We start from the raw sequence: 13,991 nt of genomic DNA, 5'->3' as shown, positions 1-13,991 counted from the left end.
AATGTGTGTGGAACCACTAACTTAAGGTTTCAGACCTATTTACTCTTTTGGTAAAAAAGGCAACCAAAGTCTGTTATAAACTATTAATTTATCATTAAATACTTGCTGTCACTAAGTCTCTTTTAGAAAGATGAAAGTGATATACCGCCTGTCCCATTGGGGCATCCGCAGCCTTTTGCTGATCGGCATGATGTAGATATTACCAAAATGGCTAAAATCACTATAAAGATTAAATTTTTCATACGATGAATGACTGTATCTTATATTTATAGTTGCCAAAGTAGTAAAAAAGCAGAGTCCTTAAAAATAAATTGTACTTTTGCTGATAATAAAAATAATTTTTGTAGTGATTTCAGTAGAAGGATTAACTGTAGAATTCAGCGGGCGACCGTTGTTCGATGATATATCATTTGTTGTAAATAAGAAAGACCGTATTGCCCTTGTCGGAAAAAACGGGGCCGGAAAATCGACTATGCTTAAGGTTTTTGCAGGAATACAGGAACCAACACACGGTCGGATTTCTTATCCAAAAGATTTAACTATAGGCTATTTACCTCAGCACATGACTTTGGTGGAAGGTAATACAGTCTTAGAAGAAGCATCTTTGGCTTTTGATCATGTTCAACAACTCGAATCTGAGCTCGAATCTGTCAATCAGCAAATGGCAGAACGGACTGATTATGAATCGAAAGGGTATCATGATCTGATAGAGCGTTCTGTTTATTTGAATGAGCAGTTTATGATGTCCGGTGGAGGTAACTTTTTGGCAGAAGTAGAACGTACTTTAATCGGGCTGGGATTCAAAAGATCAGATTTCGAACGTCCTACGAGTGAATTCAGTGGAGGTTGGAGAATGCGTATTGAGTTGGCAAAACTTTTACTCCGCCGTCCTGATGTATTACTACTCGATGAGCCGACCAATCACCTTGATATAGAATCTATACAGTGGCTCGAAAATTTTCTGGCAACACGAGCCAATGCCGTGATACTGGTATCTCATGACCGGGCTTTTCTTGATGCAGTAACGATGCGTACTATTGAGATTGTTTTGGGTAAGACATACGATTATAGGGTAAGTTATTCGAAATATGTTGAACTGAGAAAAGAACGCCGTGAACAGCAAATAAGAGCATACGAAAATCAACAAAAGCAAATACAGGAAACTGAAGATTTTATAGAACGTTTTCGATATAAAGCAACCAAGGCAGTACAAGTACAGTCGAGAATAAAACAACTGGACAAGATTGAACGGCTCGAGATAGATGAAGAAGATAATTCCTCTTTACGTCTTAAATTTCCGCCTGCGCCTCGCTCAGGTTCGTATCCTGTTATAACCGATGAGGTGGAAAAATCATATGGAGATCATCTTATATTTAAGAATGTTACTTTAACCATTAACAGAGGTGATAAAGTTGCTTTTGTCGGAAAAAACGGAGAGGGCAAATCTACTTTGGTCAAATGTATAATGGGAGAGACCGATTTCAAAGGGAAACTCGAATTGGGACATAATGTGAAAATCGGATATTTTGCTCAAAATCAGGCTTCATTATTGGATGAGAGTAAAACGGTTTTCGAAACGATAGATTATGTTGCAACAGGAGATATACGAACTAAAATACGAGATATATTAGGAGCTTTTATGTTCGGAGGTGAAGCTTCCGATAAAAAAGTAAAAGTACTGTCGGGAGGAGAACGCAGTCGTTTGGCGATGATACGCTTACTACTCGAACCTGTTAATCTTCTTATTCTCGATGAGCCGACCAATCATTTGGATATGAGATCGAAAGATGTATTAAAAGAGGCTATAAAAGAATTTGACGGAACGGTTATCATTGTATCCCACGATCGTGAATTTCTTGATGGACTGGTTGATAAGGTATATGAATTTGGTAATCAGCAGGTAAAGGAACATCTGTATGGAATATACGAATTCCTGCAAAAGAAAAAGATGGATACTTTACAGGAGTTAGAAAAGGCTTTAGCTTCAAAGAATGGTGAAGCTCCAAAAGAAGATCTTAAAGTTGTTCAGTCTGAAAATAAGTTATCTTATGAAGAACGTAAAGAGCTAGGTCGTCTGATAAAAAAACAAGAGAAACAAATTGCCGATGCTGAATCCCGAATAGAGAAACTCGAAACTGAAAAATCGCAGTTAGAAGAGGTTTTAGCTACACCTGAAGGTGCTTCGGATGCTGCTCTTTTCGAAAAGCATGGAAAGTTGAGTAAAGATATAGAAAATGAAATGAGTACATGGGAATTGCTGACCATGGAATTAGAGGAAATAAAAGAGAAATCCCGATAGGTTGTTTCTTTTTTAGATATTTAACGAAGGTAAATTATTGTCATTTTGATATATAGTTTACCTTTAGTTGTTTTTGTTGCATGTTTATTAAACAATATCAAAAAGCTGAGATTTTAACACTGGTCAATTTTATGAAAAAGAATGTAAAGAAAGGTTTGCTTATAGGAGGCGGAATTCTTGTTGTACTGCTCATTCTATTATTTACTGTTCCTTTGCTATTTAAAGGGAAGATAAAGGATGCGGTTATTAATGCTGCGAATGAAAAACTGAATGCCGAGTTATTTATTAAAGACTTTGGTATAAGTGCATTTTCTAATTTTCCAAACATTACATTATCTCTCGAAGATATGTCGGTAAGTGGTGTGGGGGATTTTGCCCGAGATACTTTGGTTAAGGCTAAGTCGGCAAATATCACATTGTCCCTTTGGGAAATAATAAAAGGAAATTATGCTGTGTCACGTATAAATATGGATCAGGCACAGGTTTATGCCAAAGTGTTGGCTGATGGTCGTGTCAATTGGGATATAATGAAGACTGATAGTGTATCTGCAGAGACTGTTAACAATGATACCGACTCCGGAGACGGAGGTTTTAAACTTCAGCTGCAAAAGGTATCGTTAAATCATTGCAAGCTGTTGTACGAAGATCAATCTCTGAATATGAAAGTTTTGTTATCAGACTGGAGTGGGGAGGTTTCTGGTGATTTTACGGCCAAGAATACAACTTTAAAAACAAAGTCTACCATTGGTGAAGTTTCATTTACAATGGATGGTATACCTTATTTATCAAGAATCAAGGGGCTGGCTGATGCTACAGTCGATGTGGATATGGACAAGATTAAGCTGACATTCGTTGAGAGTAATATTCAACTGAATGACGTAAAAGCGTCTCTTGACGGAACATTTAGTTTTGTCGGGGATGACGGCAAATATTTTGACCTTAAATTAAAAGCTCCGGATACTCAGTTCAAAGATATTTTGTCTATCCTTCCTGCATTATATACAAATGACTTTAAAGACCTCAAAACGTCAGGAACGGCTTCGCTTGAAGGGTATGTTAAAGGTCTGATGCAGGGAGACCATTATCCTGCATTTGACTTTAAAATATTGATACAGGATGCTATGTTTAGATATCCATCTTTGCCGAAATCGGTCGATAACATAAATGTCATCATGGGTGTTAGTAGTACCGGTGGAGATTTGGATAACGTGGTATTAGATATCAGCAAATTTGATTTCACGATGGCGGGTAATCCCTTTTCGGCAAGTTTGAATATAAAAACTCCGATGAGTGATGCAAACCTAAAAGCCAAAATGAAAGGTATTATCGATTTGTCGATGATTAAGGATGTTTATCCTTTAGAAAAAGGAACTGATCTGAATGGGAAATTGACAGCAGATTTAAATGTAGCAGCCCGTATGTCGGCTATTGAGAAAGAACAATATCAGAATATTGATGCAAATGGATCTTTGAAGATCAATAATATGCAATATAAGAGCACTGCTTCCAAACCTATACTGATAAATAATGCAGAATTACAATTTTCGCCACAGTTTGTCAATTTATCTACTTTTGATATTAAAATAGGAGATAACGATCTGTCTGCTAACGGGCGTTTGGAGAATTTAATAGCTTATGTATTAAAAAATAAAACGTTGAAAGGGGAGCTTCATTTGAAATCATCTTATTTTAATCTCAATGATTTTATGGATGCCGATAAAAATACGGCAACAGCAAGTGCTGCTCCATCTGAAAACAAAGAAAAAACTTCTTCGGGAAGAACATCTCCCTCATCTGATAACTTTATGATACCTCAGAATCTCAATTTTTCTATGGATGCCGATATGAAACATGTTGTGTACGGAAAAACGAATATTAATAATCTGAGAGGTGTTATAACGGTTAAGGATGGTATTGCCCGAATGCAGAATGTTTCGGCTAATGTGTTAGGGGGAATCGCTAAGATTTCAGGAGCATATAATACGGCAGAAAGTGTATCAGCTCCGAAAGTAGATCTGGCATTGAATATTAGCAAGGCTTCTTTTGCTGAAACATTTAAATCCGTGGAGGCTATCCAAAAGTTTGCTCCTATTTTTGAGAAAATGTTAGGGAATTATTCTATGGATATTAATCTCAATACTTCTATGGGGAGTAATATTTCTCAGATGCTGGGCTCTTTAACTGCCAGTGGTTTGATTCAATCTAACGAGGTGAAAGTCCAAAATGTAGAAGTCTTGAATGAGTTGGCATCTGCTCTTAAATCTAATTCATTAAAATCAATTACCGCTAAAGATGTAAATATACCTTTCGCGATAAAGGATGGAAAGATCAATACCAAACCATTTGCCATTAATATTGGAGATGGTGGGAAATTGAGCTTAGAAGGTATGACCGGATTAGATCAGACGATTAACTACAAAGGATCGGTAACTTTGCCTAAAAACATGTCTAATAATTTTGTGAATGCAGTTCCTCTTACGATAACCGGAACATTTAATGATCCTAAAATAAAAGTTGATGCAAAAAGTGTCATAGGTAGTATTGCCGGGCAGTTGTTGGGAGGAACAAGCACCGGTAATGGAAACACAGATAATATTTCGTCAAAAATAACTCAGAATAAACAAGAGCAAATCGCTAAAATACGCAGCGAAGCAAAAACTGCATCCGAAAAAGTAGTGGAAGAAGCTCAAAAAGCAGGACAGCAATTGATTGATGCTGCTGCTCCGAAAGGTGCTATTGCTAAATTAGCCGCTGATAAAGCTGCAGCCAAATTGAATTCGGAGGCGAAGAAAAATGCCCAAAAATTATTGGATGAATCAGAAGAGAAAGTGAAATTACTTGAAAATTGAAATTTCGGAACTCTAAAAAAAGAACAGACGTTTAATGTCTGTTCTTTTTTTTATGCTAAGCCTTTTGCCAGTTGTAACATTTCGGTTACAGAGGTATTTGGTCTTACTCCGTTTATAATAAATTGGACGTAGAATCCTCTTAATGCCCCTCTGGGGAGTTCTGTATATCCTGATGGTACAGCGTCTTTTAATCCTGCTTTCAGAATATCGGTCTGTGTCTGATTTATATAGAGTTTATACCCCAACTCATCGTCAGTTAATTGTCTGCACCATCGGACAGTCATTAAATGCCAGCTTTTAGTATTGTCGAATTTGATGTAATCGTCTATTGTAACACGCCCGTTCCATGTTACTATTATAGCGGCTTCGACAAATCCATAGAAATCTCCGGGTGCTACATCAAAAACATCTATGTCGTTATCGTTATGGTTGTGCTTTAAAGTCCATTTATCGTAGGCATGAAATCTGGCTCCCCCCGGCATCAGGTTAAACCCATATTTATTGGTGTTTTTGTTGCTAAACCAATAAGTGTAATCGGCAACTGCAGCCGAATTACTTCCGGATTTACAAGTGAGCATTGTTCTTACATCACTTTCTGTACCGTTGCCGCACATTGCAAATAATTGAGCTACATCAGCATTTGAGGGGGCTCCCCATGCTCCTACGGGAGCATCTTTGCCGTTTTCCTTTATCTGGTAATTGCGTCGGTTCAATTCTAGATATTCAAAGTCGGCCCGATTGTAGTATAGACCATAATATTTATTGATATCACTCAATGAGGTCTTGTACCGTTTCGGATCTAGGCGGTATCTCGAAAGAACAAGGTCAACTTGACTTCTTGTGGTTTCTACGCTGGCCGGATAGTGGTTTATATTACTATTAAACCATAAATATTCACCGATTTTTACAGCCTCATATTTTGCCGAAGTATTACGATTTGGGTCAACGAAGCTTACGGCGATTTCTTTTATGCCCCCCGGATCTGGTGGAGTCACTTCGTAATTCTCTGAATCACTGCATGCAGAGAAGAAAGATGCTGTAAGAAGCATCAAAAAGCTAGATTTGATTTTCACGAGTGTTGTTTTTTGCTGTTATTGTTCGGGCAAAAGTACAGTAAAATGTTTGACTTTGGCAATTCATGTTAAAAAAATTAAGTGTAAAGTTTGATTGAAATTTAACGAATGTTAAATATATGTCTTTTTTATGCAAATAAAAAAATATACAGCCCTTTTAATTTTATAAAAGAAAAAAAGACTGCCCGCAGCTAATTCTTCGGCAGTCTTTTTTCCTATTTTATTCTCTAATGACACTCAAGAGTATAAGAGTATCACTTTGGTTTTTATTTTTCTCTGATAATGATATTTATTTGTGTTCCTGAAAGATTCCAATGGTCACGTATGCGATTTTCGAGGAATCTCTTATACGGGTCCTTTATCCATTGAGGAAGATTACAGAAAAATACAAAAGTCGGAACCTGCGTATTAGGTAGCTGAGTGATATATTTAATCTTAATATACTTTCCTTTATTAGATGGAGGAGGAGTACGCTCTATAATAGGAAGCAGAACTTCATTTAATTTATGAGTTGGAATTCTTACTTTTTTGTGGTTATAAACCTCTTTTGCTGTCTCCAATACTTTTAGTATACGCTGTTTAGTTAGAGCCGATGCAAAAATAATAGGAAAGTCTGTAAAGGGAGCCAATCGGTTACGGATAGCTTCTTCAAAAGTCTTGATAACTACCTGTTCTTTATTTTCAACCAAGTCCCATTTATTTACACATACAACTAATCCTTTTCGGTTTTTTTGTATGATCGAAAATATATTTAAATCCTGACTTTCTATACCTTGTGTTGCATCCAGCATTAGAATACAAACATCAGAATTTTCGATTGCTTTGATAGATCGTATTACTGAATAGTATTCTAAGTCTTCGGTCACTTTCCCTTTTTTCCGTATTCCGGCCGTATCTACTAAATAAAAGTCCATATTGAACTTATCGAATTTAGTATAAATGGAATCACGGGTAGTGCCTGCAATATTAGTAACGATATTGCGATCTTCTCCGATAAGAGCATTCACAAATGATGATTTACCAGCATTAGGACGACCCACTATGGCAATACGGGGAATATTCTCTTCGTAATCCTCAAAATCGATCTCCTCATTAGTTGGCAGTTTTGTAATAACTTCATCCAGTAAATCTCCGGTTCCTGCTCCATTAATTGCCGAAATATTTATTGGATCACCCAAACCGAATGTGTAAAATTCGGCAGAAAGGGCATGTACATTAAAGTTATCAGCTTTGTTTGAGACTAATATAATCGGCTTTTTTGCCCGTCGTAAGATACCGGCTACACTTTGGTCGAGATCAGTCACTCCGTTCATCACATCTACAACAAACAAAATAATGTCTGCTTCTTGAATAGCTATGGCCACTTGTTTATTGATTTCTTCTTCGAATATATCTTCCGAATTTACAACCCAGCCACCAGTATCCACAAGCGAAAACTCTTTTCCGCCCCATTCAACTTTTCCATATTGTCTATCGCGAGTTGTTCCTGAAGTTTCATCAACAATAGCCTGACGCGATTGTGTCAAGCGGTTGAATAATGTTGATTTTCCTACATTCGGGCGTCCAACTATCGCTACTAAATTTCCCATAAATTCTTAAACTCTAATAAATATAAGTAAGTATATACTGTTGATACCTTCTCTTGAAAAAACAAGAAGTTCTGCTTCTCTGTATTTTTTGCAAAGGTACACATTTTTATTGGTTTATGGTTGCAGACCTATTTATTAATTAGCTGTGCAATGCAAAAACAGATTGATAAAGCAATAAAGACCAGTCCGTTTGCCGGACTGGTCTTTATTCTGTCTTATATAGCTTCCGTTTATGCGGAAATGTTTACTTTTTCTACAATCTCCATACCTTGCAGAATGGCTTTTTCATTCATAGGTAAAAGACCGTGATGTCTTGTCGGTAAAGTCTTTTTCAATCCCATCATTACATGTTCGAGATCTACTACCGGCTTTATTTTGAGCAAGCCGCCCAATACAATCATATTGAACGCTTTTTGGTTTTGCATTTCTGATGCTTTTCCCATAGCGTCAACTTTATATACAGATATATCAGTTCTTGTAGGCGGACGATGAATTCCGTCCGGATCATATAAGATAATTCCTCCCGGTTTTACCTGCGATTCGAACTTTTCGAGTGAGGGTTGATTCAGAATAATTGCAATGTCATATTCGCTGACAATGGGCGAACTGATAACGTCATCACTGAGTATTACTGTTACGTTAGATGTACCACCCCGTTGCTCAGGACCATATGACGGAAACCAAGAAACCTCTTTTCCTTCCATCAATCCTGAATATGCCAGAATTTTACCCATTGATAAAACTCCTTGTCCACCGAATCCGGCTATAATAATTTCGTTAACCATAATTTTTCTTTAAAATAAGACCTTAGATATCTTTTAAATCTCCGATTGGATATACCGGAAACATATTATCTACCATCCAGTTATTTGCTCCCGCCGGAGTCATTTTCCATCCAGCATTGCAGGTAGAGACTATTTCAACAATAGATGTTCCTTTTCCGTCCAAAGAATTCTGAAAAGCTTTAGCAATCATTCGCTTCGCTTTTTTTACAGCAGGTGCTGTATGTACACTTTGACGGGTTGCAAAACAAACACCTTCGAGTTGGGCTAGCAGGTCTGTTATTTTCAGAGGATAACCATTCTCATAAGTATCACGTCCGTTTGGAGTGGTTGATGTTTTCATATTTTGCAGAGTGGTTGGAGCCATCTGTCCTCCGGTCATGCCATATATACCATTATTAATAAAGATGATGGCAATATTCTCTCCTCTATTGGCGGCATGTATTGTTTCGGCTGTCCCAATAGCGGCTAAGTCCCCATCTCCCTGATAAGTAAATACAAGCTTATCGGGACAAAGTCGTTTTATAGCTGTAGCCAGTGCCGGAGCACGTCCATGTGCAGCTTCCTGCCAATCAATATCAACATAATCGTATGCGAATACAGCACAACCTACGGGTGCTATAGCTATAGTTTTATCACGTAAACCCATTTCGTCGATAATCTCGGCGATGAGTTTATGTACGACACCATGCGAACAACCCGGGCAATAGTGCATCTGATTGTCATTCATCAGTTCGGGTTTGGCATATACCAAATTTTGAGGATCTACTATACTGGTGTTCATAAATTGTAATTCTTAATTGTTATAACTTTCTATGTCTTGCACGGGAAAAAGATGTTGTGAACAGCTATTAACCTTGTAGCAAGTCGAAAAAAGGTCTGAAAGCCTTATTTAATAAGTTTATTTTTCAAGGCAGCAACAACTTCCGCCGGGGTGGGGATGATACCTCCCAGACGTCCAAAATGTTCTACCGGAACTTTTCCGTTAACAGCAAGACGAACATCTTCAACCATTTGTCCTGCATTAAATTCTACAGTCAGTATACCTTTTACCTTTGAAGCATACTCATTGATGATCTGAGAAGGATATGGCCATAAGGTTATTGGTCGGATTATGCCGACTTTTAAGCCTTCTTCACGTGCCAGTTCTGCGGCTTTTTGGCTGATACGAGCTGCTGAGCCAAAAGCTACTATTAAATAATCCATGTCATCGCAATTGATTTCTTGATAACGGATTTCTGTTTCTTCTATCTTCTTATATTTTTCCTGAAGATTAAGGTTGATACGTTCCATCGCATGGGCGTCAAGCTCAAGGGTGGTTATAATATTAGGCTTACGGTCTGGTGTTTTGCCTAAAGTAGCCCATGGGCACTGTTTACGTATTTCGTCTTCGGTACGTCTTCTTCGGTACTCGGGTAGTTTTACCTTTTCCATCATTTGCCCGATAACACCGTCCGTAAGGATCATGACGGGGGTCAGGTGTTTAAATGCCAGTTGGAATCCCAGATCTACAAAGTCTGCCATTTCCTGAACTGATGCAGGAGCTAGCGTTACCATTTTGTAGTCGCCGTGTCCTCCTCCTTTCACTGTTTGAAAATAATCTGATTGCGAGGGTTGGATTGTTCCAAGTCCGGGTCCCCCACGCATAACATTTACAACGAGACAGGGAAGACTACCGGCTGCAATGTATGATAGTCCTTCTTGCATAAGGCTCAATCCGGGACTTGATGATGATGTCATCACTGCTTTTCCACAGCCTGCACCTCCGTATACCATATTGATGGAAGCTGTTTCGCTTTCGGCCTGTAACACTACCATTCCGGTGGTTTTCCAAGGGGCTTCGGCCATTAAAGTTTCCAATATTTCCGATTGGGGAGTAATAGGATATCCAAAATATCCGTCGACGCCAAGCCGGATGGCTGCATGTGAAATGGCTTCGTTGCCCTTCATTAAATATATTTCTTCTGACATAATGTTATGTTGAAAGTTCTTAAATATGTACAGACTATAGATTGGCTGAGAAAACCAAAATCTGAGAAAATTGTTGATCAAGCAACTATAATCTGTTTGAAAATAAAAAGATACAGCAAATATATCTGCTGTATCTTTTTTATATCTTCTTTTTATATATGGTTAAGCATGCATCCGGACAAACATATCCGCAGTTGGCACAGCCAATACATGCATCTTCATTTTTCATATATACGTAATGGTATCCTTTCTGATTTACTTCTCGCGGTTGCAATTCCAGTACATCACACGGGCAGGATACTACACAGAGGTCACAGCCTTTACAACGTTCGACATTGACCACTACTGTTCCTTTAACTTTAGCCATTCCTTTTAAATGATAGTTGTCTATATATTTTAAGGTCGTAGACCTGTTTACTAACTTACCAAGTATGATAACGGCTGAAGATTTCTCTTCGAAATGTGCCGTTAAAGACTTGCTATATTTAATAGCTTTTAGATTTTCCTGTATCTACGGACGCAAAGTTATATTATAATATTGCATTTTGGCTTTCTTCAATCATAAAGTTGTCAACAGAATGTTAATGAATCTTTCATGATGATACCTAAAATCCAATCAAATAAGCATTTTCGAGATAAGGATGCTCTGGAAATTATAGAACTTTTTTTCTTAAAATAGTGGGGGGTTAAAGGATTTTATAGGATAGGTGAGTATATTAAATGGCAGTTTAGTCATAAAATAGAGATGATTATATTCAAAATATAAATTAACTTTGTAAACCTAAGGTTTGATCCTTTTGTATTACACGTTATATATAACATTGTTTGGATTTTATAGTTCAATTGTATAATGTTAAAGGTTGTATGTTGTTGATATTAGCGGATATAATAAATGATAATAGATAAAAGAATTTACTCGTTATTTTTCTTCTTCATAGTAATTTTCTCTCTGGCAGCTCAGCAGGCGAAAATCAGCGGAACAGTCACAAACTTTGATAATCAACCGGTCGATTTTGTTCGTGTATCTGTGAGAGGATCTGTATCCGGCGGTTTTACGAATGGTCAGGGTAAATATCAAGTGTCTGTACCTGTGGGTGATTCGGTGACGATTGAGTTTTCGGTATTGGGATATCAGAAAACAGAACGGAAGATAGCGAAAGTTGTAGGCAATATGACTTTAAATGTTATGCTTAGAGAAAAAACGTTGGAAGAAGTAACCGTTACCGGATCAAAAGCTCAGACTAATACTATCCAGAATATCGAATTAGGAAACTCTAATTTATTGACCGATCCTTCTATCGAAACCCGTATCTCTATGGAGAGTGGAGTTAGTAAAACCAATGAACTGAGTAATCAATATTCGGTGAGAGGTGGTAATTATGACGAGAATCTTGTTTATGTCAACGGTATAGAGATATATCGCCCGTTACTAATAAGATCTGCACAACAAGAAGGGCTCAGCTTTCTTAATCCGAATATGACTAAAGATGTAAAATTCTCAACAGGAGGTTTTGATGCTTCTTACGGGGATAAAATGTCTTCGGTACTCGATATTACTTATAAAAAACCGACCGGATTCGAAGGGGTGGTTTCTGGTAGTCTCTTAGGTGCAAATGCTTATATAGGGAGTTCTTCGGGTCGTTTTTCTCAAATTACCGGATTCAGATATAAAACAACGAAAAGCCTGCTTGGTACAACTGATACCGAAGCAGAATATGATCCGGAATTTGTAGATGCTCAGACTTACATGACTTTGCAGCTTACATCGAAATGGGAAGTTAGCTTCCTTGGAAATTTGTCTAGTAATGTTTTTAAATTCGCACCTCAGAGCAGAGAAACTAAATTCGGAACGATAGATAATGCCAAAAACTTTAAAGTGTATTTTGATGGCTGGGAGCATGATAAATTCCTTACTTACTTTGGAGCTCTCAGTGTAAATGGTAAATTATCGGAAAATTTTGAAATTGGATTTTCCGGTTCAGCCTTTTCATCTCGAGAATATGAACGTTATGATATTTCAGGAGAGTACATGCTGACTGACTCCGGCTTGGATAGAGGAGGAGCCGAGGGGAGTAACGGTAGTTTGCTGGCGATAGGCTCGTATCTTGAACATGCCCGGAATAAATTGAATGCAGATGTGTCGACTCTATCTCATCAGGGTGCTTTCAGATTTAATAATCACCATATAAAATGGGGGATTACACTTCAAAAAGAAAAGATTGAAGATAAGATAAAAGAGTGGAATATGAGAGATTCGGCGGGTTATTCCAAACCTAATATCCCCGATATTGTGAGTGTTTATTCCAATTTGAAAGGAGATAACTCAACAAATACAACCCGTTATTCTGCCTATTTACAGGATACATATCAATTTACATCCGGTGACAATGTATTCTATCTGAATGCCGGTGTGAGGTTTAGTCATTGGTCATTTAATGATGAATCGTTGGTTAGCCCCCGGGCATCCCTGGCCTATGTTCCGAATAATAAATTTACCTTACGCCTTGCTGCTGGATTGTATTATCAGACTCCATTTTATAAGGAGTACCAGCGTATCGAAACAGTCGGTCATAATTCTGTTATAGTGTTGAATGAGGATATAAAATCACAAAAATCGTTACAGTTTGTTCTGGGTGGTGATTATAAGTTCATGGCTGATGACCGTCCTTTCAAATTCACAAGTGAGGTCTATTATAAACATCTGACCGATTTGGTTCCCTATACTGTTGATAATGTAAAGATCCGCTATTCCGGAGAAAATCAGGGTAAGGGATATGCTATGGGATTAGATATGAAATTGTTCGGTGAGTTTATCAAAGGTACAGATAGTTGGGTGAGTCTTTCTTTTATGAAAACCCAGCAGGATGTAAATGGTATAAAAGCACCGTTGCCTACTGATCAGGGATACAACCTTTCTTTTTTCTTCAGAGACTATTTTCCGGGAATAGAGCGTTTGACGATGAGTTTGAGTGCCAGTTTATCTCAAGGATTGCCTCAATCGGCACCTAATAGCGGATTTATAAGTTCTAAAACTTTCAGGACACCTGCTTATAAACGGGTTGATTTGGGCTTTGCATGGCAGGTTTTAGGAGAAAACTTTTCGATAAGAAATAGAAGCTCGTTTTGCAGTTTATTTAAAAATATCTGGTTGGGAGCGGATGTTTTTAATTTATTCGATATAAATAACACAAATTCGTTTTACTGGATCAATGATGTTTTTGATCAGCAGTATGCTGTGCCCAATTATCTGACAGGGCGTCAACTAAATTTAAAAATCGTAGCCGAATTTTAATTCTATATTAATAGGTCTACTAGTTTAAATGTGATATTTTTTAGTATTTTTTGCTTAATAAAAACAACGGCTACTTATCTGTTGTTATATATAATGTAGTATCTTTACGTATTATACTCTTGGAAAGTTCTATCGG

At 37.5% G+C, this 13,991-nt stretch carries 9 protein-coding genes; 3 read left to right on the top strand and 6 right to left on the bottom strand.

Annotated features, from left to right (window positions below; translation table 11 throughout):
• The first annotated feature begins 346 nt into the window (after positions 1-346).
• Both AABJ51_RS05105 and AABJ51_RS05100 read left to right on the top strand, forming a co-directional pair.
• A complete protein-coding gene (locus tag AABJ51_RS05105) occupies positions 347-2,299 on the top strand; it encodes an ABC-F family ATP-binding cassette domain-containing protein (protein WP_338374648.1) in 1,953 nt (650 codons plus the stop codon).
• A 131-nt stretch (positions 2,300-2,430) separates the two neighbouring features.
• Complete coding sequence (locus AABJ51_RS05100) at positions 2,431-5,148, top strand: AsmA family protein (RefSeq protein WP_338374647.1); 2,718 nt, start codon at positions 2,431-2,433, stop codon at positions 5,146-5,148.
• 50 nt (positions 5,149-5,198) lie between these two features.
• On the opposite strand, the gene AABJ51_RS05095 is transcribed toward AABJ51_RS05100, so the two are convergent.
• The 6 genes from AABJ51_RS05095 to AABJ51_RS05070 all read right to left on the bottom strand — a co-directional run bounded on the left by AABJ51_RS05095 (position 5,199) and on the right by AABJ51_RS05070 (position 10,930).
• On the bottom strand, positions 5,199-6,221 hold the full coding sequence (locus tag AABJ51_RS05095) for an FISUMP domain-containing protein (RefSeq protein WP_338374646.1): 1,023 nt from the start codon (positions 6,219-6,221) through the stop codon (positions 5,199-5,201).
• Between the two features lie 266 nt (positions 6,222-6,487).
• Positions 6,488-7,810 (bottom strand): ribosome biogenesis GTPase Der, encoded by a 1,323-nt coding sequence (der, locus tag AABJ51_RS05090; RefSeq protein ID WP_338374645.1) that lies wholly within the window; start codon positions 7,808-7,810, stop codon positions 6,488-6,490.
• A gap of 230 nt (positions 7,811-8,040) precedes the next feature.
• Positions 8,041-8,595, bottom strand: a complete 555-nt coding sequence (locus AABJ51_RS05085; RefSeq protein WP_338374644.1) for a 2-oxoacid:ferredoxin oxidoreductase subunit gamma family protein — start codon at positions 8,593-8,595, stop codon at positions 8,041-8,043.
• Between the two features lie 22 nt (positions 8,596-8,617).
• Complete coding sequence (locus AABJ51_RS05080; protein ID WP_026627416.1) at positions 8,618-9,376, bottom strand: thiamine pyrophosphate-dependent enzyme; 759 nt, start codon at positions 9,374-9,376, stop codon at positions 8,618-8,620.
• A 104-nt stretch (positions 9,377-9,480) separates the two neighbouring features.
• Complete coding sequence (locus AABJ51_RS05075) at positions 9,481-10,563, bottom strand: 3-methyl-2-oxobutanoate dehydrogenase subunit VorB (RefSeq protein WP_026627415.1); 1,083 nt, start codon at positions 10,561-10,563, stop codon at positions 9,481-9,483.
• Between the two features lie 139 nt (positions 10,564-10,702).
• Positions 10,703-10,930: a 4Fe-4S dicluster domain-containing protein gene (locus AABJ51_RS05070; RefSeq protein ID WP_026627414.1), complete on the bottom strand. Its 228-nt coding sequence runs from the start codon at positions 10,928-10,930 to the stop codon at positions 10,703-10,705.
• A 525-nt stretch (positions 10,931-11,455) separates the two neighbouring features.
• Here AABJ51_RS05070 and AABJ51_RS05065 point away from each other — a divergent pair.
• The gene (locus tag AABJ51_RS05065) at positions 11,456-13,855 is read left to right on the top strand and encodes a TonB-dependent receptor (protein ID WP_338374643.1); all 2,400 of its coding nucleotides are present in this window, start codon (positions 11,456-11,458) and stop codon (positions 13,853-13,855) included.
• The last annotated feature ends 136 nt before the right edge of the window (positions 13,856-13,991 follow it).

The sequence above is a fragment of the Indolivaga capnocytophagoides genome (assembly GCF_036511535.1).
Classification (GTDB): Bacteria; Bacteroidota; Bacteroidia; order Bacteroidales; family Dysgonomonadaceae; genus Dysgonomonas_A; species Dysgonomonas_A capnocytophagoides.
Note: the sequence above shows the minus strand (reverse complement) of the source record. Positions and strands in the feature narration are given on the sequence as shown.

Bases quoted from the DNA above. Each gene is read 5' to 3' on its own strand.
- der (WP_338374645.1), bottom strand. From the start codon at position 7,810: ATGGGAAATTTAGTAGCGATAGTTGGACGCCCGAATGTAGGAAAATCA.
- AABJ51_RS05065 (WP_338374643.1), top strand. From the start codon at position 11,456: ATGATAATAGATAAAAGAATTTACTCGTTATTTTTCTTCTTCATAGTA.
- AABJ51_RS05070 (WP_026627414.1), bottom strand. From the start codon at position 10,930: ATGGCTAAAGTTAAAGGAACAGTAGTGGTCAATGTCGAACGTTGTAAA.
- AABJ51_RS05100 (WP_338374647.1), top strand. From the start codon at position 2,431: ATGAAAAAGAATGTAAAGAAAGGTTTGCTTATAGGAGGCGGAATTCTT.
- AABJ51_RS05080 (WP_026627416.1), bottom strand. From the start codon at position 9,376: ATGAACACCAGTATAGTAGATCCTCAAAATTTGGTATATGCCAAACCC.
- AABJ51_RS05075 (WP_026627415.1), bottom strand. From the start codon at position 10,563: ATGTCAGAAGAAATATATTTAATGAAGGGCAACGAAGCCATTTCACAT.
- AABJ51_RS05085 (WP_338374644.1), bottom strand. From the start codon at position 8,595: ATGGTTAACGAAATTATTATAGCCGGATTCGGTGGACAAGGAGTTTTA.